The 19,589-nt window shown below is 60.1% G+C and carries 18 protein-coding genes and 1 pseudogene; 9 read left to right on the forward strand and 10 right to left on the reverse strand.

The genetic code is table 11. The annotated features are described in order from the left end of the window. Window positions 1–101: 101 nt before the first annotated feature. The 3 genes from nadE to PMI28_RS04245 form a co-directional block, all read right to left on the reverse strand. A complete protein-coding gene (gene nadE, locus PMI28_RS04255; RefSeq protein WP_007991175.1) occupies window positions 102–929 on the reverse strand; it encodes an ammonia-dependent NAD(+) synthetase in 828 nt (275 codons plus the stop codon). A gap of 4 nt (window positions 930–933) precedes the next feature. Beyond that, window positions 934–2,160, reverse strand: coding sequence for a nicotinate phosphoribosyltransferase (gene pncB / locus PMI28_RS04250; RefSeq protein WP_007991177.1), 1,227 nt, complete (start codon window positions 2,158–2,160; stop codon window positions 934–936). A gap of 206 nt (window positions 2,161–2,366) precedes the next feature. Then, entirely contained in the window at window positions 2,367–3,278 is a 912-nt protein-coding gene (locus PMI28_RS04245; RefSeq protein WP_007991179.1) for a LysR family transcriptional regulator, read from the reverse strand. Between the two features lie 175 nt (window positions 3,279–3,453). On the opposite strand from PMI28_RS04245, the gene amaB reads away from it, so the two are divergent. The 9 genes from amaB to PMI28_RS04200 all read left to right on the forward strand — a co-directional run bounded on the left by amaB (window position 3,454) and on the right by PMI28_RS04200 (window position 14,592). Next, window positions 3,454–4,944, forward strand: a complete 1,491-nt coding sequence (gene amaB, locus PMI28_RS04240) for an L-piperidine-6-carboxylate dehydrogenase (RefSeq protein WP_007991181.1) — start codon at window positions 3,454–3,456, stop codon at window positions 4,942–4,944. 153 nt (window positions 4,945–5,097) lie between these two features. Then, window positions 5,098–6,381, forward strand: a complete 1,284-nt coding sequence (gene amaA / locus PMI28_RS04235; protein ID WP_007991184.1) for an L-pipecolate oxidase — start codon at window positions 5,098–5,100, stop codon at window positions 6,379–6,381. Window positions 6,382–6,743: 362 nt separating this feature from the next. Further along, entirely contained in the window at window positions 6,744–7,877 is a 1,134-nt protein-coding gene (locus PMI28_RS04230) for a branched-chain amino acid ABC transporter substrate-binding protein (protein ID WP_007991185.1), read from the forward strand. A gap of 240 nt (window positions 7,878–8,117) precedes the next feature. Then, window positions 8,118–9,032, forward strand: coding sequence for an ABC transporter permease subunit (locus tag PMI28_RS04225; RefSeq protein ID WP_007991188.1), 915 nt, complete (start codon window positions 8,118–8,120; stop codon window positions 9,030–9,032). A 3-nt stretch (window positions 9,033–9,035) separates the two neighbouring features. Next, a complete protein-coding gene (gene livM / locus PMI28_RS04220; RefSeq protein ID WP_007991190.1) occupies window positions 9,036–10,316 on the forward strand; it encodes a high-affinity branched-chain amino acid ABC transporter permease LivM in 1,281 nt (426 codons plus the stop codon). Beyond that, the gene (locus PMI28_RS04215; protein ID WP_007991192.1) at window positions 10,313–11,188 is read left to right on the forward strand and encodes an ABC transporter ATP-binding protein; all 876 of its coding nucleotides are present in this window, start codon (window positions 10,313–10,315) and stop codon (window positions 11,186–11,188) included. The genes livM and PMI28_RS04215 overlap by 4 nt, the downstream gene beginning before the upstream one ends. Continuing rightward, complete coding sequence (locus PMI28_RS04210; RefSeq protein WP_007991194.1) at window positions 11,185–11,901, forward strand: ABC transporter ATP-binding protein; 717 nt, start codon at window positions 11,185–11,187, stop codon at window positions 11,899–11,901. Before PMI28_RS04215 ends, PMI28_RS04210 begins: the two co-directional genes overlap by 4 nt. Window positions 11,902–12,743: 842 nt before the next feature. Beyond that, on the forward strand, window positions 12,744–13,514 hold the full coding sequence (locus tag PMI28_RS04205) for an SDR family oxidoreductase (RefSeq protein WP_007991197.1): 771 nt from the start codon (window positions 12,744–12,746) through the stop codon (window positions 13,512–13,514). Between the two features lie 172 nt (window positions 13,515–13,686). Continuing rightward, window positions 13,687–14,592: a cation diffusion facilitator family transporter gene (locus tag PMI28_RS04200; RefSeq protein ID WP_007991199.1), complete on the forward strand. Its 906-nt coding sequence runs from the start codon at window positions 13,687–13,689 to the stop codon at window positions 14,590–14,592. A 9-nt stretch (window positions 14,593–14,601) separates the two neighbouring features. Here PMI28_RS04200 and PMI28_RS04195 read toward each other — a convergent pair whose 3' ends face one another. The 7 genes and pseudogenes from PMI28_RS04195 to PMI28_RS0128900 form a co-directional block, all read right to left on the reverse strand. Continuing rightward, complete coding sequence (locus tag PMI28_RS04195; protein WP_007991201.1) at window positions 14,602–15,735, reverse strand: AGE family epimerase/isomerase; 1,134 nt, start codon at window positions 15,733–15,735, stop codon at window positions 14,602–14,604. A gap of 173 nt (window positions 15,736–15,908) precedes the next feature. Beyond that, window positions 15,909–16,481 carry a HupE/UreJ family protein gene (locus PMI28_RS04190; protein ID WP_007991203.1) on the reverse strand — a complete coding sequence of 191 codons (573 nt, stop codon included), beginning with the start codon at window positions 16,479–16,481 and terminating at the stop codon, window positions 15,909–15,911. A gap of 27 nt (window positions 16,482–16,508) precedes the next feature. Beyond that, on the reverse strand, window positions 16,509–17,123 hold the full coding sequence (gene ureG, locus PMI28_RS04185) for an urease accessory protein UreG (protein WP_007979691.1): 615 nt from the start codon (window positions 17,121–17,123) through the stop codon (window positions 16,509–16,511). A gap of 23 nt (window positions 17,124–17,146) precedes the next feature. Beyond that, entirely contained in the window at window positions 17,147–17,821 is a 675-nt protein-coding gene (locus PMI28_RS04180; RefSeq protein ID WP_007991205.1) for an urease accessory protein UreF, read from the reverse strand. Then, window positions 17,818–18,318 carry an urease accessory protein UreE gene (gene ureE, locus PMI28_RS04175; protein ID WP_007991207.1) on the reverse strand — a complete coding sequence of 167 codons (501 nt, stop codon included), beginning with the start codon at window positions 18,316–18,318 and terminating at the stop codon, window positions 17,818–17,820. Before ureE ends, PMI28_RS04180 begins: the two co-directional genes overlap by 4 nt. A gap of 268 nt (window positions 18,319–18,586) precedes the next feature. Beyond that, window positions 18,587–19,219, reverse strand: coding sequence for a TetR family transcriptional regulator (locus tag PMI28_RS04170; RefSeq protein WP_007991209.1), 633 nt, complete (start codon window positions 19,217–19,219; stop codon window positions 18,587–18,589). 173 nt (window positions 19,220–19,392) lie between these two features. Continuing rightward, window positions 19,393–19,589 (reverse strand): annotated as a pseudogene (locus PMI28_RS0128900) (hypothetical protein); the annotation flags it as partial.

Consider the following 19,589-nt stretch of genomic DNA (forward strand, 5'->3'; position numbering starts at 1 on the left):
GCTTGCCCGCGAAGGGGCCAGAAGCATCGACGCATGTTTTGGCCAAAGAAAAAGCCCGCTGAAGCTCAACACTTCAGCGGGCTTTTTCATTCAATCACCAATCACGGCGCAAACGGCATCACACGCTTGTGATGGGTCTTGTTGTACGTGTCGCAAATGATCTTGAACGCTTCCTCGCGCACCGGGTTGCCGTGCAGGAACGCGTCGATCTCGGCGTAGGTCACGCCGTGGGAGGCTTCGTCCGGTTTGCCGGGCGACAGGTCTTCCAGGTCGGCGGTCGGGACTTTCTCCACCAGCGACTCCGGTGCGCCGAAGCTGCGGGCGATGGCACGGACCTGGTTTTTCACCAGGCCGCTCAGTGGCGCCAGGTCGCAGGCGCCGTCACCGAACTTGGTGAAGAACCCCATCACCGCTTCCGCCGCGTGATCGGTGCCGATCACCAGGCCATGGGTCGCGCCGGCGATGGTGTACTGGGCGACCATGCGCATGCGCGCCTTGGTGTTGCCGAGCACGAAGTCCACCGACACTGCATGTTTGCCTTCGAAGGCTGCCACTTCATTGGCCAGGGATTTGACCGCCGGGCCGATGTTCACGGTGTGGCGTTCGTCCGGTTTGATGAAGTCCACCGAAGCCTGGGCGTCGTGCTCATCGAACTGGGTTTCGTAGGGCAGGCGTACTGCGATGAATTTGTAGGCGGCATCACCGCTGCGCTGGCGCAGTTCACGGACGGCACGTTGGGCCAGCAGGCCTGCGGTCAGGGAGTCGACACCGCCACTGATGCCCAACACCAGGGTTTTCAGCCCGGAATTGACCAGGCAGTCCTGAATAAAGGTCACCCGCCGGGCGACTTCGGCCTCAAGAGCGGCTTCGTCGGCGAATGGCGGCTGGACCTTGAGCTGTTCAGCAATCTCACGCTGTACGGCTTGCATGAATTCACTCCTTGCTTGATGTACTTGAAAGGGTGGCAGGTACTTGAAAAACGTGTCGCAGGTAAGCGACGAAATTCGGGTCTTTGCAGTGCGTCTTGCCTGGCTCGTCGGAGATCTTTGCCACCGGCTGGCCGTTGCAGGCGGTCATTTTAAGCACGATGCTCATCGGTTCGACACCCGGAATATCACAGGTCAGGTTGGTGCCGATGCCGAAGCTGACATTGATCCGACCGCGCAGCGCCCGGAATATCTCCAGGGCCTTGGGCAGGGTCAGGCTGTCGGAGAATGTCAGCGTCTTGCTCATCGGGTCGATGCCGAGTTTGTGATAGTGGGCGATGGCTTTTTCCGCCCACCGCACCGGATCGCCCGAGTCGTGGCGCAAACCGTCGAAAAGCTTGGCGAAAAACAGATCGAAATCGCCGAGGAAGGCATCCATGGTGATGCAATCGGTCAGGGCAATCCCCAGCAGGCCACGGTATTCGCGGACCCAGCAATCGAGTGCGGCGATCTGGCTGTCGATCAGCCGTGGGCCGAGTTGCTGGTGCGCCATGATCCATTCGTGGGCCATGGTGCCCAGAGGTTTCATGTCCAGTTCCCGGGACAGGTGCACATTGCTGGTGCCGACGAAGCGTCCGGGGAAATCGTGCTTGAGCACATTCACCACTTCTTCCTGTACTCGGTAGGAAAAACGACGACGGGAGCCGAAATCGGCTACCTGCAACTCGGACAATTCGTCGCTGCTGGCGTTGGCGCTCAGCCAGTCGAACTTGCGGTAGAGCTGTTCACGGGCCTGCCCCAGCACGACTTCGCGGTAGCGATAGCGATTGCGCACCTCGCTGACCAGCGCCAGCAGCGGCACTTCGAACAGGATCACATGCAGCCAGGGGCCCCGCAGGCGGATGAACAGCTCACCGTTTTCGATGCCGGTGTGGATGTAGCGCAGGTTGAAGCGAAATAAGCCGAGAAAACGCAAAAAATCCGGTTTCAGGAAGCTGATGCGTTCCAGAAAACTCAATTGATCGGCGCTCAGGCTCAGTTCGGCCAGACGCTCGATCTGGAAACGGATCTCCGCCAGGTACGGGCGTAAATCCTCGCCATTACGGCAACGAAACTCCCATTCGACTTCGACGTTGGGGTAGTTGTGCAGCACCGCCTGCATCATCGTCAGTTTGTAGAAGTCGGTGTCGAGCAGGTTCTGCACGATGCGATCGGCAAACACACTCTCGCTCATAACGGGAATCTCCAGCGTGCAGCGGTATTGAACAATGGCGCTAGTGGCGCATATCAGGGACAAGGATTACCAGCAGTTTTTTAGCCGCAGCAAATCCCCCTGTGGGAGCGGGCTTGCTCGCGAAGGCGTCAAACCATTCAATATTTATTTTGAATGTGCTGGCCTCTTCGCGAGCAAGCCCGCTCCCACAGGGATTGTGAAAAGGCTCAATGTTGTGGAGCCTCGGGGCTATCGATCTGCTCCAGCATCCACTTCACAAAATCCCGCACCTTGGGCACTTCCGCCGAATGCTCCGGGTACGCAAGGTAATAGGCGTCGGTGCTGGGCATTGCATGCTGCCAGGGAATGACCAGTTTGCCGTCGGCCAGTTCTTCTTCCACCAGAAAGCGGGGTAACAGCGCCACGCCGCAGCCAACCTGGGCGGCGCGGATGCACATATAAAAGGTTTCGAAACGCGGGCCGTGGTAGCTGTGCTCGGTGTGGTAGCCCTGGTGGTCGAACCAGTCATGCCAGGCCTGGGGGCGGGAAGCGTTTTGCAGCAGGACCAGGTCGGTCAGTTGCGTCGGGTCGGTGAACGGCGTGTCCGGCAGGCTGCCTGGGGCACACACCGGCACCAGCTCTTCGCCGAACAGCTTCAGGCATTCGGTGCCAGGCCGCGAGCCCTGGCCGAAGTAGAACGCCAGGTCGCTGCGACCTTGCAGCAGGTCGTCGGCTTCCTGCTCGCTGCACAGGTCCAGGTGGATCGACGGGTGCCGCAGGCGCCAGCCTTTCAGGCGCGGCACCAGCCAGCGTGCGCCGAAGGTAGGAGGCGTGGAAACCCGCAGGACTTCTGTTTCGCCACCGTAGGAACGCAGGTAATGGGTCGACATCTCGACCTGCGTGAGGATTTTTCGCACCTCAACCAGGTACAGATCGCCGGCCGGCGTCATCTGCAAGCGTCGACGCACTCGACGAAACAGCAAATGCTGCAACAGCTCTTCGAGTTGCGCGACCTGTTTGCTCACGGCACTTTGGGTCAGGTTCAGCTCTTCGGCGGCCCGGGTGAAGCTCAAGTGCCGGGTAACGGCTTCAAAGCACTGCAACGCAGCGATCGATGGCAAGTAGCGTTTATTCAGCATGGGCGGTCCTTGATTCTTGTTTCTTTATTGCCAGCAATGCACAGCATGAATAAACGGAATGATATCTCTCTTAAAGGTCGTTTGTTGAGTAACCTCCGGGCAGCTAAAACTACAGGTCTGATCAGTCGTGAATTTCCGGCTGCACATGTTCTGTCTTTTGCTTGAGGAGTGACCCATGGTTGCCGCATTGCTTGATCGTCTAGGTGTGAACCCGGCCCTGTACCAGAACGGCAAAGTGCCGGTGCATTCGCCAATCGATGGCAGCAAGATCGCCACTGTGAACTGGGAAGGCGCTGCTGAAGTCGAGCAGCACATCAGTCGCGCAGATCATGCGTTCGAACTGTGGCGCAAGGTTCCGGCACCGCGCCGTGGTGAACTGGTGCGGCAATTCGGTGAAGTACTGCGTGAATACAAGGCCGACCTCGGCGAACTGGTTTCCTGGGAAGCCGGCAAGATCACCCAGGAAGGCCTGGGTGAAGTTCAGGAAATGATCGACATCTGCGACTTCGCCGTCGGCCTGTCCCGTCAGCTGTACGGCTTGACCATCGCCTCCGAGCGCCCTGGCCACCACATGCGTGAAACCTGGCATCCGCTGGGCGTCGTCGGCGTGATCAGTGCGTTCAACTTCCCGGTGGCCGTCTGGGCCTGGAACACCACGCTGGCGCTGGTCTGCGGTAACCCGGTGGTGTGGAAACCGTCGGAAAAGACCCCGCTCACCGCACTGGCCTGCCAGGCGTTGTTCGATCGCGTCGTGAAAAACTTCAGCGATGCACCTGCGCACCTGTGCCAGGTGGTTATCGGCGGCCGCGATGCCGGCGAAGCCTTGGTGGACGACCCGCGCGTAGCGTTGATCAGCGCCACTGGCAGCACACGCATGGGCCGCGAAGTGGCACCGAAAGTGGCTGCGCGCTTTGCCCGCAGCATTCTCGAACTGGGTGGCAACAACGCGATGATCCTCGGCCCAAGCGCCGACCTGGACATGGCCGTTCGCGCAATCCTGTTCAGCGCCGTCGGCACTGCCGGTCAGCGCTGCACCACCCTGCGTCGCTTGATCGCGCATGAGTCGGTGAAAGAAGAAATCGTTACCCGCCTGAAAGCCGCGTACTCGAAAGTACGTATCGGCCATCCGCTGGAAGGCAACCTGGTCGGCCCGCTGATCGACAAGCAAAGCTTCGAGAACATGCAGGATTCGCTCGAGCAGGCGTTGAGCGAAGGCGGCAAAGTCTTCGGCGGCAAGCGTCAGCTGGAAGACCAGTTCCCGAACGCGTACTACGTGTCGCCAGCCATCGTCGAAATGCCGGAGCAGAGCGATGTGGTCTGCCACGAAACCTTCGCCCCGATCCTGTACGTGGTCGGCTACACCGACTTCCAGGAAGCGCTGCGCCTGAACAACGCCGTGCCACAAGGCCTGTCTTCGTGCATCTTCACCACTGACGTGCGGGAAGCCGAGCAGTTCATGTCGGCGGTGGGCAGCGACTGCGGCATCGCCAACGTCAACATCGGCCCGAGCGGCGCGGAAATCGGTGGTGCGTTCGGTGGCGAGAAAGAAACCGGCGGCGGTCGTGAGTCCGGCTCCGATGCATGGCGCGGCTACATGCGCCGCCAGACCAATACCGTGAACTACTCGCTGGAGTTGCCGTTGGCACAAGGCATTACTTTCGACTGATTCTCCCGTCGAACAGTGATCCCCTGTGGGAGCGGGCTTGCTCGCGAAAGCGGTTTATCAGTCACATTGATGCAGGATGTGCCGACGCATTCGCGAGCAAGCCCGCTCCCACACTGATTTGTGTGTTGGTTAGGTTTCTGTTGGAGTCTGGCAATGCCGTTACGCGATGAGTGTCTGTGGGAAAAACTGACGCCGCAAAGGCCGGACAATTCGGCCCTCAAGGGTGAGGTCACGGTGGATGTCTGCGTCATCGGCGCCGGGTTTACCGGTTTGTCGGCGGCGGTGCATCTGCTGGAGCAAGGCAAGACCGTTTGTGTGCTGGAGGCCCATCGTGCCGGCCATGGTGGTTCGGGGCGCAACGTCGGGCTGGTCAATGCCGGGATGTGGATTCCCCCGGACGAGATCGAAGCCGGGTTCGGCAAGGAAGTCGGCAGCCAGCTCAACCGCATGCTGGGTGCGGCGCCGTCCCTGGTGTTCAGCCTTGTGGATAAGTACAACATCGATTGCCAGTTGCGCCGCGAAGGCACGCTGCACATGGCGCACAACGCCCGTGGCGAAGCCGACTTGCGCAGTCGTGAAGAACAGTGGAAGCGCCGTGGGGCGCCGGTGGAGTTGTTGACCGGCCAGGCTTGCGAACAAGCGACGGGTACCCAAAAGATCGCCGCCGCGCTGCTCGATCGCCGCGCCGGCACGCTCAACCCGATGGCCTACACCACGGGGCTGGCCAAAGCGGCCATCGGCCTGGGGGGGCAACTGTTCGATCATTCCCCGGTAACCCGGCTCGAGCGCCAGGGCCAGCGCTGGTCAGTGCAAACCGCCCAGGGTTCGGTCATGGCCGAGAAAGTGGTGATTGCCTCCAATGCCTACACCGAAGGCGACTGGACGGAGCTGCGGCGCAATTTCTTCCCCGGTTATTACTATCAAGTGGCCTCGGTCCCGCTGACCGAAGAGGCTGCGCAGCAAATTCTCCCCGGCGGCCAGGGTTCCTGGGACACCCGCCAGGTCCTGAGCAGCATTCGTCGGGATAAAGACGGACGCCTGCTGCTGGGCAGTCTCGGCAATGGCAATCAGAAACCGGCCTGGTTTCTCAAGGCCTGGGCTGACCGGGTGCAGCAACATTATTTCCCGTACCTCAAGCCAGTGGAGTGGGAGTGCACCTGGACTGGTTGCATCGCTTTCACCCCCGATCATTTGATGCGCCTGTTCGAACCGGCGCCCGGTTTAGTGGCAGTCACTGGCTACAACGGGCGGGGCGTGACCACGGGTACGGTGGTCGGCAAAGCCTTTGCCGACTACTTGTGTAACGGAAATCCTCAATCGCTGCCGATCCCCTTTGCCCCCATGCAACCACTGGCCGGGGTGGGGTTACGCAGCTGTCTGTATGAGGCGGGATTCTCGCTGTATCACGCAGGCCAGTGCCTGCGGATCGTGATCTGAATGTTGATTTTCGTAGTGAAAAGCGGCGCTTTTTTGATCTGCAGCTAGCCTGTAGTGGTGCGGGTTGTAGCAGTCCCGCACCAGCAGTGTGCACTTCGGTGACGCACGTTGTTACAGGCTGGTTGCACGTCGTTTAAAGCCGCGGTTGCAATGATGGCGCAAGCGGGTTGCGCCTAAAAAAAATAATGGTTTTACCTTCCGCGGTCTAGACGGTTGCACGCCCAATGAAAATGGGCCCGAAACAGTCGAAATAACAAGAAAGCAGCGACTTTTTTCAGAATAAAAAACCGATGGCACGGCCCTTGCTCTGAGCATTCATTGAAGTCGCAGTGCCAATTAAAAAAACCATGGAGCACCACCTCATGTCCCAGACGTTTTACAAGAAAGGCTTTCTGGCCCTCGCAGTGGCAACTGCGTTGGGTGTTTCTGCGTTTGCTCAGGCTGACATCAAGATCGGCGTAGCGGGACCAATGACAGGCGCCAACGCGGCATTTGGCGAACAGTACATGAAGGGTGCACAAGCGGCCGCCGATGCGGTCAACGCAGCGGGCGGCGTGAACGGGGAAAAAATCGTACTGGTCAAAGGCGATGACGCCTGCGAGCCGAAACAGGCTGTGACAGTCGCCAAGGACCTGACTGAAAAGAAAGTCGTTGGTGTGGTAGGTCACTTCTGCTCCTCGTCGACCATCCCTGCCTCCGAGATCTACGACGAAGCCGGCATCATCACGATCACCCCGGGTTCCACCAACCCCAAGGTGACCGAGCGTGGCCTGAGTGCCATGTTCCGCATGTGCGGGCGTGACGACCAGCAAGGTATCGTGGCTGGCGACTATGTCGTCGACGTGCTCAAGGGCAAGAAAGTCGCCGTACTGCACGACAAGGACACCTACGGTCAGGGCCTGGCGGACGCCACCAAGGCTCAGCTGGAAAAACGCGGCGTGAAGCCGGTGCTGTACGAGGGTCTGACCCGCGGCGAGAAAGACTTCAGCGCCGTCGTCACCAAGATCCGTGCAGCCGGTGCCGACGTGGTCTACTTCGGCGGCTTGCACCCGGAAGCCGGTCCACTGGTTCGGCAGCTGCGTGAACAAGGCCTCAAAGACGTCAAGTTCATGTCCGATGACGGCATCGTGACTGACGAACTGGTGACCACCGCCGGTGGCCCGCAGAACGTTGATGGCGTACTGATGACCTTCGGCGCCGACCCACGCCTGCTGCCAGACAGCAAGACCGTGGTAGACGCTTTCCGCAAGGCCGGTACCGAACCTGAAGGCTACACCCTGTACGCCTACGCTTCGGTCCAGACCCTGGCAGCAGCCTTCAACGGCGCCAAGTCCAACAAGGGCGAAGACGCTGCCAAATGGCTGAAAGCCAATCCGGTCAAGACCGTCATGGGCGAGAAGACCTGGGACAGCAAGGGCGACCTGAAAGTCTCCGACTACGTGGTTTACCAGTGGGACAAGGACGGCAAATACCACCAGCTGGAAAAACAGAAGTAAGGGCTGACGCGATCGGCTGAACCCCATAGCTCCCTTGTGGGAGCGGGCTTGCTCGCGAATGCGCCAGATCAGTCGACATCAATGTTGGCTGATACACCGCTTTCGCTGGCAAGCCAGCTCCCACAGGGGGCGGTGGTGGCCAGCCTGATCGTGGCTGACATTGCTCCGACGTATATCTGTATTTTCCTTAGAAGAACCGCACAGCCACATGTGCAGGTTCTCATTGCGTGAGATTGCGTTATGGATGGTATTTTCCTGCAGCAACTGGTCAACGGCCTGACCCTCGGGTCGGTCTATGGCCTGATCGCCATCGGCTACACAATGGTCTATGGCATCATCGGCATGATCAACTTCGCCCACGGCGAGGTTTACATGATTTCCGCTTACCTCGCGGCAATCAGTCTGGCTCTGCTGGCATACTTCGGTATTGAATCCTTCCCCCTGTTGATGCTCGGCACACTGATCTTCACCATCGTCGTCACGGCGGTGTATGGCTGGGTCATCGAGCGTGTTGCCTACAAACCCCTGCGTAACTCCACCCGACTGGCACCGCTGATCAGCGCCATCGGGATTTCGCTGATCCTGCAAAACTATGCACAGATCGCCCAGGGTGCCCGCCAACAAGGCGTTCCGACACTGCTGACCGGTGCATGGCGAGTAGAGGTCGGGTCCGGCTTCGTCCAGCTCACTTACACCAAGATCTTCATTCTGGTCGCAGCGTTTGTCGGGATGGGCCTGCTGACCTATGTCATCAAGTACACCAAGCTCGGCCGCATGTGCCGCGCGACCCAGCAAGACCGCAAGATGGCCTCGATCCTGGGGATCAACACCGACCGCATCATTTCCTACGTGTTTATCATTGGTGCAGCGATGGCGGCCCTGGCCGGCGTGCTGATCACCATGAACTACGGCACGTTCGACTTCTACGCAGGCTTCGTCATCGGCATCAAGGCGTTCACCGCCGCGGTGCTCGGCGGGATTGGCTCGCTGCCTGGTGCCATGCTCGGCGGGATCATCCTCGGCATCTCCGAGTCGCTGTTCTCAGGTCTGGTCAACTCGGACTACAAAGACGTCTTCAGCTTCTCGCTGCTGGTTCTCGTTCTGGTCTTTCGGCCCCAGGGCCTGCTCGGCCGTCCTCTTGTGTCGAAGGTGTAAGCGATGTCTTCAACCACTCATAAAATCGATCTTAAAAAAAGCCTGGTTGACGCGGTTCTTGCCGGCCTCGTGGCCCTGATTGTGTTCGGCCCGATCGTCGGTATCGTCCTCGATGGCTATGGCTTCAACCTGGAAGCGACCCGGGTGGCCTGGATTGTCGCTATTGTCATGGCCGGCCGTTTTGCCTTGAGCCTGTTCCTGCAAACCCCAAAGGGCCTGAGAATTCTCGAGGGCTTTGAAACCACCGGCTCCGGGGTTCATGTACTGGCGCCTGATTACAAATCCCGGTTGCGCTGGATCATCCCGCTGATGATTGTCATCGCCGTGGTGTTCCCGTTTTTCTCAAACTCCTACCTGCTGGGCGTGGTCATCCTCGGGCTGATCTACGTATTGCTGGGGCTGGGATTGAACATTGTGGTCGGCCTGGCCGGCCTGCTCGACCTGGGTTACGTGGCGTTCTACGCCATCGGCGCCTACGGCCTGGCGCTCGGTTATCAGTACCTGGGGCTGGGTTTCTGGACGGTATTGCCACTGGCGGCGATCACGGCCGGCCTGGCCGGTTGCATCCTCGGCTTCCCGGTGCTGCGCCTGCACGGTGACTACCTGGCGATCGTGACCCTGGGCTTCGGTGAAATCATTCGGTTGATCCTCAATAACTGGCTGTCCCTGACCGGCGGCCCGAATGGCATGGCAGCGCCGTTGCCAACCTTCTTCGGCATCGAGTTCGGAAAAAGGGCGAAAGAGGGCGGGGTGCCGTTCCATGAATTCTTCGGCATCGCCTACAACCCTGACGTGAAGTACTACTTCATCTACGCCGTGTTGTTCATGGTGGTCCTGGCCGTGCTGCACATCAAGCATCGCCTGACCCGCATGCCGGTCGGCCGCGCCTGGGAAGCGCTGCGTGAAGACGAAATCGCCTGCCGCTCCATGGGACTGAACCACGTGCTGGTCAAGCTCTCGGCATTCACCATTGGTGCGTCGACTGCCGGGCTGGCCGGGGTGTTCTTCGCCACTTACCAGGGCTTCGTCAATCCGACGTCGTTCACTTTCTTTGAGTCGGCGCTGATCCTTGCCATCGTGGTACTCGGCGGCATGGGCTCGACCATAGGCGTCGTCATCGCGGCTTTCGTGCTGACCGTGGCTCCGGAACTGCTGCGTGGCTTCGCCGAATACCGCGTGCTGCTGTTCGGCATCCTGATGGTGTTGATGATGATCTGGCGACCGCGTGGCCTGATTCGGATCAGCCGTACCGGTGTGACCCCGCGTAAAGGAGTAGCGCCATGAGCGAAGTCGTACTCAGTGTCGAAAAGCTGATGATGCACTTCGGCGGCATCAAGGCGTTGAACGATGTCAGCCTGAAAGTCCACCGCAATTCGATCTTCGCCCTGATCGGCCCCAACGGCGCCGGCAAGACCACAGTGTTCAACTGCCTGACCGGGTTCTACAAGGCCTCCGGCGGCAAGATCGAACTCAATGTGCGTGGTCAAAAGACCAACGTCATCAAGTTGCTGGGCGAATCGTTCAAACCAACCGATTTCGTTTCGCCGAAATCGTTCGCCAGTCGGCTGTTCTACAAGGCGTTCGGCGGCACCCACCTGGTGAACCGTGCCGGGCTGGCGCGTACGTTCCAGAACATTCGCCTGTTCAAGGAGATGTCGGTGCTGGAAAACCTGCTGGTGGCCCAACACATGTGGGTCAACCGCAGCATGCTGGCCGGCATCCTCAACACCAAAGGCTACCGCAAGGCCGAAAGCGATGCGCTGGATCACGCATTCTACTGGCTGGAAGTGGTGGATCTGGTGGACTGCGCCAACCGTCTGGCCGGTGAGCTGTCCTACGGCCAGCAACGCCGCCTGGAAATCGCCCGGGCCATGTGCACCCGTCCGCAGATCATCTGCCTCGACGAACCGGCCGCCGGCCTCAACCCTCAGGAAACCGAAGCGCTGAGCGCGATGATCCGGCTGCTGCGCGACGAGCACGATCTGACCGTGGTGCTGATCGAACACGACATGGGCATGGTAATGAGCATTTCCGATCACATCGTGGTGCTGGACCACGGCATCGTCATCGCCGAGGGCGGCCCCGATGCGATTCGTAACGATCCGAAAGTGATTGCGGCCTACCTGGGCGCCGATGAAGAGGAAGTGGTGCTATGAGCAAACCCATCCTCGAACTCAAGGAACTGGATGTGTTTTACGGGCCGATCCAGGCCCTGAAGAAAGTCTCGCTGCACATCAAGGAAGGGGAAACCGTCAGCCTGATCGGCTCCAACGGTGCCGGCAAATCGACCCTGCTGATGTCGATCTTCGGCCAGCCACGGGCAGCCGACGGGCAAATCCTCTATCAGGGCGTGGACATTACCCACAAGTCGTCCCACTACATCGCCTCCAATGGCATCGCACAATCGCCGGAAGGGCGGCGGGTGTTCCCCGATATGACTGTCGAGGAGAACCTGCTGATGGGCACCATCCCTATTGGTGACAAGTACGCCAAGGAAGACATGCAACGCATGTTCGAGCTGTTCCCGCGGCTCGAAGAGCGGCGCACCCAGCGGGCGATGACCATGTCTGGCGGCGAGCAGCAAATGCTCGCCATCGCCCGGGCATTGATGAGCCGGCCAAAGTTGTTGCTGCTGGATGAGCCGAGCCTGGGCCTGGCACCGATTGTGGTGAAGCAGATCTTCGCCACACTGCGGGAGCTGGCCAAGACCGGCATGACTATCTTCCTGGTGGAACAGAACGCCAACCACGCCCTGCGTTTGTCGGACCGGGCGTACGTGATGGTCAACGGCGAAATCCGCATGACCGGCACTGGCAAGGAGTTGCTGGTCAACGAGGACGTGCGTAACGCCTACCTCGGCGGACACTGAGTTCCAGTTGTGATGCACAAGCCCCGGCGCGCAATCGCCGGGGCTTTTTTGTCTCTCCAATCCACCATCAATCCCCCTGTAGGAGCGGGCTTGCTCGCGAATGCGGTCATTCATTCAGCATTGATGTGACTGACACGCCCTCTTCGCGAGCAAGCCCGCTCCCACACTGTCCGTGGTGCTCTTTCGGGAAATTGTGGAAAACAATATTTCCAAGCTCGCAAAGCGCGACATAAAGCCGCTGCAAATAGTTGTTTTGCCACGGTTTTGACTTGTCCCCGTTTGCTGTGGAGCCGGCTGTGAATAACGTGGGAGTAGCTGGCTGCAGGCCTTTGAAACCGTGGCTTGCAGAGGTGTGGTTGTTTTTTGATCAGGTGTTTTTGCTCAACTCTCAGGCTGCTTTGTCAACCTTTTTGTTCGTGATGAAACTGCGCTGAATCAGCGTGGACAACCCTGTGGATAAGTCTGTGATTAAACTCTGGAAAGACCCGGCTGAAGGCCGTGGTTACTGGCTTGGCGCCATCGCTGGTTTGACCCGTCAGTCATGAAAATGGCCAAGGGCTACACAGCAGGTGGTTGAGGGTCAAGCAAAAAAGTTTTGAATCCCCGCGCAAAGCCTTGTGGATAGCGGCTTGCAGCTTTTTCACTTGCCCCCAAAGACTGTGGACCGGCCTGTGGATAACGTGCGCGCACATGGCTGCAGGTCCTGCTGGTCAAGGGCTTGCCGGGATTGAACGTTTTTTGAACAGTTTGAGCGGTGGTTGCCGCTGCGAACAAGGCCGGGCATGCTGCCTGCTGATTTTCTATTTCAATGGCTGGCGATCAGCCGAAGCAAGGAGAACACGATGTCCAACACCCTGTTTATTACCGGCGCGACCTCCGGTTTTGGTGAAGCCTGTGCCCGTCGTTTTGCCGAGGCTGGCTGGAAACTGGTGCTGACAGGCCGTCGTGAAGAGCGCCTCAATGCGCTGTGCGCCGAGCTGTCGAAGCAGACCGAAGTCCATGGCCTGGTGCTCGATGTGCGTGATCGCAAGGCCATGGAAGAGGCGATTGCCAATCTGCCGCCATCCTTCGCCAAACTGCGCGGGTTGATCAACAACGCCGGCCTGGCCCTGGGCGTCGATCCGGCACCCAAGTGCGACCTGGACGATTGGGACACCATGGTCGATACCAACGTCAAAGGCCTGATGTACAGCACCCGTCTGCTTTTGCCACGCCTGATCGCCCATGGTCGCGGCGCCGGTATCGTCAACCTGGGGTCCATCGCCGGTAACTATCCGTATCCGGGCAGCCACGTGTATGGCGCGACCAAGGCGTTCGTCAAACAATTCTCCCTGAACCTGCGTTGCGACCTGCAAGGCACGGGCGTGCGCGTCAGCAACATCGAGCCGGGCCTGTGCGAGAGCGAGTTCTCGCTGGTGCGTTTTGCCGGTGACCAGGAGCGTTACAACGCCACTTACGCCGGCGCCGAGGCAATCCAGCCGCAAGATATCGCCGAGACCATTTTCTGGGTCCTCAATGCGCCTGCGCACATCAACATCAACAGCCTGGAGCTGATGCCGGTGAGCCAGACCTGGGCCGGGTTTGCTATTGATCGCAGTGGTGGCAAGGCTTAATACCGAGTCATCGTTCTTCGCGAGCAAGCCCGCTCCCACACTGGATCGCGGTCTAATGTGGGAGCGGGCTTGCTCGCGAAGGGGGCGGCTCAGGCGACACAAAGCTTCAGCTAGACTCCTCCCTCAAGCAACCCGCCGTACCCGGCGGTCTAGAGGTATTTGAGGAGATCCAGTGAGTAATCGAGGCGAGCAGACGCTGCTCAAGCAATCGACCTTCCTGATGCTCGCCGTGACATTCGCCGGGATCATCACCGGTTTTGTTTCGGGCGCGCAATCCATCCTGTTCGATGGCTTCTTTTCGTTAATCGCGGCCTTCATCAAGGTCTTGATGCTGATCACCGCCCGGCTGATCGCCAAGGAAAGCAATCAGCGCTTCCAGTTCGGTTCCTGGCACCTGGAGCCCATGGTGCTGGTGATCGAAGGCAGTTTCATATTCCTGGTTGCCGTATATGCCTTTCTCAACGGCGTGTTCGGCATCATCAGTGGAGGCCGCGAGGTCGAGCTTGGTCTGGTGATCCTCTACGCAGCGGTGTTTACCGTCGTTGAACTGATTTATTTTTTCTACGTCCGCCATCACAATCGCACACTCAAATCATCGCTGATCCAGTTCGACAACATCAGTTGGCTGGTGGACGCGATGCTGTCGGCGGGACTGCTGGTGAGTTTCCTGATCGCGCTGCTGCTCAAGACTCAGGGTTACGACAAGTGGGCGGTGTATGTCGACCCGATGATCCTGATTCTGCTGGCCTTGGGCATGCTTCCTCCGGCGTTCAAAATCCTCGGACCGGCATTGCGTGATGTGTTGGGGATTGTCCCGGATCAACTGGACGACAAGGTGCGCCAGGTGATGGACGTGGCCAAGGCTGAACATGGTTTTGACGACTACATTTCCTACGTGCAGAAGCACGGTCGGGCGTGTTTTATCGAGATTCACATCGTATTGCCGAAGGATTACTGGCTCGACGGAGTAGGGCAACTGGACAGTTTGCGGGAGGAAATTTCCGCGAAGCTCGGTAAGCCGGATGCAGCGCGATGGCTGACCATCAGCTTTACCGGGGATCGCAAGTGGACTGAGTGATCCACAAGATCAGTCGAGATATTCCGCCAACCCGCGATAACAGGTCGCCAGGTGATAAGGCGTGGTCGACGGCATGTCGCGGCGGCTGACTTCACCGTGCTCATCACGGCACTCAAACCAGCCTCCTGCGTGCAGCGAACGCTGCTGCAACGCCTGCAATTGACGCAGTACATCCGCTTCGCTGTCCGGACGCAGCGTCAAGGCGCGCAGGTACTCGGCCTGGGCCCAGATACGTTGCGTGGCGTCCCGGACGCCGCCATCCGGTTCGAGGTCGAGCATGGCCCGCACTGCGCCACTTTGTTGATCGACGCCCAATTGCTCGGTGAAGGCAAACGCACGTTGCAGCGAACCATGCAGTTTCGAGCTACGCAGCAGAGTGGATGACTCGAGCAAGTAATACCACTCGAACTGATGCCCCGGTTCAAACCAGTTATCCACAGACCCCAGCGGCTTTTCCATCAACACGCCGTGCTGCGGGTCGATAAAACGCACGTGCATGGCTGTGCATAACTCAACGAGCGCGTGTTGCACATCAAGGTCTTCACGCACCGATAGCGTGGCGAGGAAAGCTTCGGCCAGGTGCATCAGCGGGTTTTGCAAAGGGCCGCTGTCCAGTGATGCCCAGTCGCGGTCGAGGATGGCTTCGTACAGGCCGTCGCCCGTGGCGAAACGCTGGGCGAGCACTTCCAGCGAGGCGTTGAGTACCGACTCCACCAGAGGCTCGCGGACCTTGTCCCGGTAATGGGCGCAGGCGAACAGGATGAAGGCGTGGGTGTAGAGGTCCTTGCGCTGATCCAGCGGCGCACCTTGTGCATCGACGCTATAGAACCAGCCACCGTGCTCGGCATCGTGGAAGTGCCGCTGCAACGAGCGGAACAAGGCGGCGGCACGCTCTTCGGCGCCCGGCACCTGACCGATCAGGCTGGCAAACAGATACAGCTGCCGCGCACAGGCCATGGCCCGGTAACGTTGCGGTGGCAGCGGTTGGTGTTCGGCGTCCAGCGCCTCATAAGGCAACGCCATGTCGGCGTTCCAGCCCGGGCCTTGCCAGAGCGGCACGATGACGTTCAGGAAGTGCTGTTGCACCGAGGCGAACAGGGCGGTCAATTCAGGCTGGGAGGCGGAGCGGGAAACAGGCGGCATTGGCTGGCGTCGTCACGGCAGGGGCGATTGCGCGACATGTTAGCAGAGAGGCCGGTCGGAGCGATGCGGTGTCTGTCAGGCCGCCTTCGCGAGCAAGCCCGCTCCCACAGGTGTACGCATTCCAATGTGGGAGCGGGCTTGCTCGCGAAGAGGCCGTGGAGGGCGCTAGAGAATCAACCCGCCAGCAACCACACCCCGGTCGCCGCCGAAGCTGCGCCCGCCAGTCGAACCAGCGGTGCTGCGGCCTGCGGCAGTATCCGCACCAGCGCATAACCCGCCGCGTGCAACACCGCCGTCGCTGCGACAAAGCCTGCGGCATAGGTCCATGGACTCGACATGTCCGGCAGTTCCAGCCCATGCGCCACGCCATGGAACAGCGCAAACAACGCCGTCGCACTCACCGCCATCACCAGCGGTGGACGCACAGCCAGCGCTACCGCCAGACCCAACGCCAACACCGACGCCGCAATTGCGCTTTCCAGTGCCGGCAGGTTCATTCCTTCAAAGCCCAGCATCCCGCCAATCAGCAGGGTCCCGACGAAGGTGCACGGCAGTGCCCAGCGTGCGGCACCTTGTTGTTGCGCGGCCCACAGGCCGACCGCGAGCATCGCCAGCAAGTGGTCGAGGCCGCCAATGGGATGGCTGATACCGGCGATCAAGCCGTTGTCGCCGTGCCCCGGATGGGCGAAGGCGAGGGCTGGCGTCAGCAGCAGGGCCAGGGCGCCGAGAATGCGTTTGAGTGTCATGGATAAGCTTCCTTGTTCAAATTGTGATCAGGCTGCGGTCAGCAAGCCCTGGCGTTCGATGAAGGCGATGATCTGTTCCAGACCCTGGCCGGTTTTCTGGTTACTGAAGACAAATGGCTTGCCGTTGCGCATGCGCTGGGTGTCGCTGTTCATCATCTCCAGCGAGGCACCCACCAGCGGTGCCAGGTCGATTTTGTTGATCACCAGCAGATCGGACTTGCAGATTCCCGGGCCGCCCTTGCGTGGCAGCTTGTCGCCGGCCGAGACGTCGATCACGTAGATCGTCAGGTCGGACAGTTCCGGGCTGAAGGTTGCAGAGAGGTTGTCGCCACCGGACTCCACAAGAATCAGGTCCAGCCCCGGAAATCGGCGATTGAGTTGGTCCACGGCTTCGAGGTTGATCGAGGCGTCTTCGCGGATGGCCGTGTGCGGGCAGCCGCCAGTCTCCACGCCAATGATGCGTTCCGGCGCCAGGGCTTCGTTGCGCACCAGGAAGTCGGCGTCTTCGCGGGTGTAGATGTCGTTGGTCACCACGGCCAGGTTGTAGCGCTCGCGCAGGGCCAGGCACAGGGCCAGGGTCAGGGCGGTTTTGCCGGAGCCGACCGGGCCGCCGATGCCGACACGCAGAGGTTGTGTGTTCATGTGATTCTCCAAAATAACAGGCCCTAGGAACGGAACAGACGGCTGTATTGACGCTCGTGGGCCATACACGCCAGGGACAGGCCGAAAGCGGCGCTGCCGTAGTGATCGGGGTCGATGTGGCTGGCGTTCTGCTGGGCCTGCTGCAACAGCGGCAACAGTTCGCTGGTCAGGCGCTGGGCGGCTTGCTGACCCAATGGCAAGGTCTTCATCAGCACCGCCAACTGGTTTTCCAGCCAGCTCCACAGCCACGCGGCCAGGGCGTCCTGCGGGCTGATCCGCCAGGCGCGGGCGGCCAAGGCCCAACCCAGGGCCAAATGTCGCTCGTTACATTGTGCGAGAAAGGCACGAGCCGGCGCGTCGAGTTCCGGCAAGCCGTTGAGCAATTGCTGCAGCGAGTAGCCCATCTGTCGGCTCTCCTGATGCAACTCGCGGGTTTCGCGACTGGCGCGGTGTTCCTCGCAACGTTGCAGCAATTCGCTCCAGTTGTCCTCACTGGCGGCGATGCAATGGGCGAGCAGCAACGGTGCTTCGAAGCGGGCCAGGTTCAGTAGCAATTGATCGCCGATCCAGCGGCGTGCGCTGTCTGGATCGTTTACGCGGCCATTATCCACAGCCATCTCCAACCCTTGGGAGTAGCTGTAGCCGCCAATCGGCAATTGCGGACTGGCCAGGCGCAACAGCGCCCAGGCCGGGTTCATGGGCGTACGCCGAACTGGTGCAGTTTCGGCGCGTAGTTGAAGTCTTCATCGCCATGGCGCGAATGATGATGGCCGCCGCCGTAGGCGCCATGTTCCGGCTGGAACGGCGCTTCGATGTTCGAGGCATCGGCCCCGAGTTGTTCGAGCATGGCCTTGAGCACGTAATCGTCGAGCAGGCGCAGCCAGCCGTCGCCGACTTGCAGGGCGACATGGCGGTTGCCCAGGTGATAGGCCGCGCGGGTCAGTTCGAAGGCATTGGCGCAGGTGACGTGCAGCAACTGTTCGGGGCGGGCACAGACACGCACGATTCGCCCGTCTTCGGCCTGCAGGCATTCGCCGTCGTGCAGCGGCGGCTGGCCGCGCTGCAAAAACAACCCGACGTCTTCGCCCTCGGCACTGAAACAGCGCAAACGGCTTTTGCTGCGGGCTTCGAACGTCAGGTGCAGTTCGGCGGCCCAAACGGGTTGAGGGTCGATTCTGCGATGAATCACCAGCATCGGAAGGCTTCCAGCAATGGACAATGCTCAGGCTAGAGCAAGGGGCTTGCCAATCGTGGGGGGGCGTAGGAAATGCCTGTCGGAACCGTAGGGAAAGTGTCGGCGGGATGAGGGTTCTGGGTGAAGTTGGTGCGTGGCATTTGGTTTGCGCACCAAGTTGAAGCGATGAGGTTCAATGTGGGAGCGGGCTTGCTCGCGAAGGCGTCGGCACACTCAACAATGAGGTGACTGACACACCGCTATCGCGAGCAAGCCCGCTCCCACAGGTTTACTCGGTACTGCCGAGCCCTTGCCAATGCTTGAGGCCGATAAAGATGAAGCGCAGTTGCTGGGTGATCTTGGCCTGGGGCGTCAGGTGCTCAGGCAAGGCCTCGGCTGGCGGATCAATGATGTCCGGCAGGGTGGCGAACACGCTTTTGACGATCAGGTCGGCCATGACGCTCAGGTCGGCGATATCCAGATGCTGCAGTTTCGGCATCAGCGACAAATCCGCCGCCAGGTCCGAACTGATGTCTTCACGCAAACGGCCGATGGCCTTGCGCACCGGCAGCGAGCCACCGTACTGCTCGCGGGCGAGAAACAGGAACTGCGAACGGTTGGCGCTGACCACGTCGAGAAAGATCCGCACCGAGGCATCGATGATGCCGCCCATCACGAATTCGTTGTGCCGCACCAGGCGAATGGTTTCGCGGAATGTCTGGCCGACTTCGCTGACCAGCACCAGGCCCAGTTCATCCATATCGGCGAAATGACGGTAGAAACCGGTCGGTACGATCCCGGCGGTTTTCGCTACTTCACGCAGGCTCAGGCTGCCGAATCCTCGGCCGCCATCCATCAAGCGCCGGGCAGCGTCCATCAGGGCGTTACGGGTTTGTTGTTTCTGTTCGGCGCGGGGCAGCATCGCAAAGGTGTTTTCTGGACAGGGACGCGGCGCACTCTAGCAAATCGGCTTTGCCGGCGTCGAACGACTGTATGGGGCATCACGCGGGGAAGTACGGCATCTATCAAGCGGGCCGCTGAAAAGTCAAAAGCCCAATCCGGGGATTGGGCTTTTTTTCAAGGCGGCCATGGGGCTTAGCTCACGGCGCTGTTGCGTTCGATTACACGGTCACCACCGCCTTCAGCGAGGGTCTGGCCTTGTGGGGTGCGATCCGAACCACCTTCAGCGAGGGTTTGGCCTTGTGGAGTACGGTCGGTACCATCGGCGGCGAGGGTTTGGCCTTGTGGAGTACGGTCGGTACCATCGGCGGCGAGGGTCTGGCCTTGTGGAG

Source organism: Pseudomonas sp. GM48 (genome assembly GCF_000282335.1).
Classification (GTDB): domain Bacteria; phylum Pseudomonadota; class Gammaproteobacteria; order Pseudomonadales; family Pseudomonadaceae; genus Aquipseudomonas.

Bases quoted from the DNA above. Each gene is read 5' to 3' on its own strand.
- nadE (WP_007991175.1), bottom strand. From the start codon at position 929: ATGCAAGCCGTACAGCGTGAGATTGCTGAACAGCTCAAGGTCCAGCCG.
- pncB (WP_007991177.1), bottom strand. From the start codon at position 2,160: ATGAGCGAGAGTGTGTTTGCCGATCGCATCGTGCAGAACCTGCTCGAC.
- PMI28_RS04245 (WP_007991179.1), bottom strand. From the start codon at position 3,278: ATGCTGAATAAACGCTACTTGCCATCGATCGCTGCGTTGCAGTGCTTT.
- amaB (WP_007991181.1), top strand. From the start codon at position 3,454: ATGGTTGCCGCATTGCTTGATCGTCTAGGTGTGAACCCGGCCCTGTAC.
- amaA (WP_007991184.1), top strand. From the start codon at position 5,098: ATGCCGTTACGCGATGAGTGTCTGTGGGAAAAACTGACGCCGCAAAGG.
- PMI28_RS04230 (WP_007991185.1), top strand. From the start codon at position 6,744: ATGTCCCAGACGTTTTACAAGAAAGGCTTTCTGGCCCTCGCAGTGGCA.
- PMI28_RS04225 (WP_007991188.1), top strand. From the start codon at position 8,118: ATGGATGGTATTTTCCTGCAGCAACTGGTCAACGGCCTGACCCTCGGG.
- livM (WP_007991190.1), top strand. From the start codon at position 9,036: ATGTCTTCAACCACTCATAAAATCGATCTTAAAAAAAGCCTGGTTGAC.
- PMI28_RS04215 (WP_007991192.1), top strand. From the start codon at position 10,313: ATGAGCGAAGTCGTACTCAGTGTCGAAAAGCTGATGATGCACTTCGGC.
- PMI28_RS04210 (WP_007991194.1), top strand. From the start codon at position 11,185: ATGAGCAAACCCATCCTCGAACTCAAGGAACTGGATGTGTTTTACGGG.
- PMI28_RS04205 (WP_007991197.1), top strand. From the start codon at position 12,744: ATGTCCAACACCCTGTTTATTACCGGCGCGACCTCCGGTTTTGGTGAA.
- PMI28_RS04195 (WP_007991201.1), bottom strand. From the start codon at position 15,735: ATGCCGCCTGTTTCCCGCTCCGCCTCCCAGCCTGAATTGACCGCCCTG.
- PMI28_RS04190 (WP_007991203.1), bottom strand. From the start codon at position 16,481: ATGACACTCAAACGCATTCTCGGCGCCCTGGCCCTGCTGCTGACGCCA.
- ureG (WP_007979691.1), bottom strand. From the start codon at position 17,123: ATGAACACACAACCTCTGCGTGTCGGCATCGGCGGCCCGGTCGGCTCC.
- PMI28_RS04180 (WP_007991205.1), bottom strand. From the start codon at position 17,821: ATGAACCCGGCCTGGGCGCTGTTGCGCCTGGCCAGTCCGCAATTGCCG.
- ureE (WP_007991207.1), bottom strand. From the start codon at position 18,318: ATGCTGGTGATTCATCGCAGAATCGACCCTCAACCCGTTTGGGCCGCC.
- PMI28_RS04170 (WP_007991209.1), bottom strand. From the start codon at position 19,219: ATGCTGCCCCGCGCCGAACAGAAACAACAAACCCGTAACGCCCTGATG.